Below are 1,413 nucleotides of genomic sequence, written 5' to 3'. Positions count from 1 at the left end.
CCGGTGTCGTGGGGGCGTTTGACGCGGTAGGAGTTGTGGCGGGCTCGCTTGACGACTCGGGGGTAAGTGCGTTGTCGGCGTTCGGGATTGGGGCGCTGGAGGAGTTCGGTGATGGCCGCTTGGCGGGTGGCGGTGCGCGGGTGGTCAGGGGGGAAAGGCCGCCTGGCCGGTGACCTGGCGGCGGGTGATGCGGACGGCGCGGAGGAAGGAGAGCCGGTCGGGATCGAGTTCGGCCTGGTCGGCGGCGCGGGTCATGAACGAGCGGACGGCGTAGTGGGTCAGCAGCAGGCCGTAGATCTCCTGCTCGACCAGTTCGGGGCTCTTCGAGCGCAGGACGGCGGCGGTGCCCAGGAGCTGGGATTTTATCTCCGCCAGTGCCGTTTCGTGTTCCCAGCGCTGGTGGTAGGCCCAGGCGAGCTCGGCGGCCGGGAGGTGCGCGGGGTCGAGCAGGTCGGTGGCGAGGACGATGAGTTCGCCACCGGGGTTGCGGTCGGGCACGGTGTACTCCACCACCCGCACCAGCTGGGCCCGGTCGTCGTCCAGGGGGTGTCCGGCGCGGGCGGTCCGCAGCAGGCGGCGGCGGGTGGGGGCGTGCAGGCCCGGCGCGTACAGCAGGGCCAGGTAGGAGCCGTCGTCCAGCGTCCGTACCAGGGGCAGCTCCACGCTGGCGCCGATGCGCCAGCACAGGTGGGCACCGTGTTCACGGGCCCGCTGCCACAGCGGCCAGGAGTACAGGCCGGCGTCCGCCAGCAGCAGCATGCCGTCCTGGAGGCAGTGCAGGGCGTCGGGAGCCAGGGTGCGTTCCCCCTCACGGATCGAGCCGACCACGGCGCCGATGACGGCGTGGGTGCCGCATTCGCTGACCGCGACCAGGTGGGCCTTGGGGAAGGCGGATGCCTTCGGGCCCGATCCGCAGCGGCCGAAGCGGGCCGCGTTCTCGGCGGTGTCCGCGACGTCCAGGCTGGTGCCGTCCAACGCGACCAGGCGCATCCCGGCCAGCCAGGCACCGCGAGTACCCGGCTGGGCCACCGGCACCGCGGCCCGTTCGAACAGCAGCCGCATCGGTTCGACCCCCAGCCGCTGCCGGGCCTGGGTGAGCGCCGACGGTCCGGGCACCTTCCAGGCTCGCTCCCACGAGGCCAGCGCCACCAGCCCTCCGGCGAGCTTGCGCATGACCTCCTCGTAGGAGTCCCTGAAGAACAGCGACAACGCGAGCACGAAACGGATCACCACGTGTGCGGGCAGCAGCCGGACCCGCTTCTCCTGGCGCCCGGTCGCGGTCAGGACCTCATCCAGCAGCTCTCTGGGGAAGGCGTCGGCCAGCACTCCCAGTGCGATGTGATCCGTCAACAGCCCGCCGGCCCCGGGCACTTCCGTCTTCGTCTGAGCGCCAGTCACTCGCCGACCTTACCG

At 71.8% G+C, this 1,413-nt stretch carries 1 protein-coding gene; it reads right to left on the bottom strand.

Translation table 11 applies throughout. The features are described from left to right. Positions 1–144: 144 nt before the first annotated feature. A complete protein-coding gene (locus tag ACFPZI_RS37070) occupies positions 145–1,398 on the bottom strand; it encodes an IS4 family transposase (protein ID WP_381371566.1) in 1,254 nt (417 codons plus the stop codon). Positions 1,399–1,413: the final 15 nt, after the last annotated feature.

It is taken from the genome of Streptomyces chlorus (assembly GCF_042655885.1).
GTDB classification, from domain to species: Bacteria; Actinomycetota; Actinomycetes; order Streptomycetales; family Streptomycetaceae; genus Streptomyces; species Streptomyces chlorus.
The sequence above is the reverse complement of the archived record's forward strand: the minus strand, read 5'-3'. Positions and strand labels throughout refer to the sequence as shown.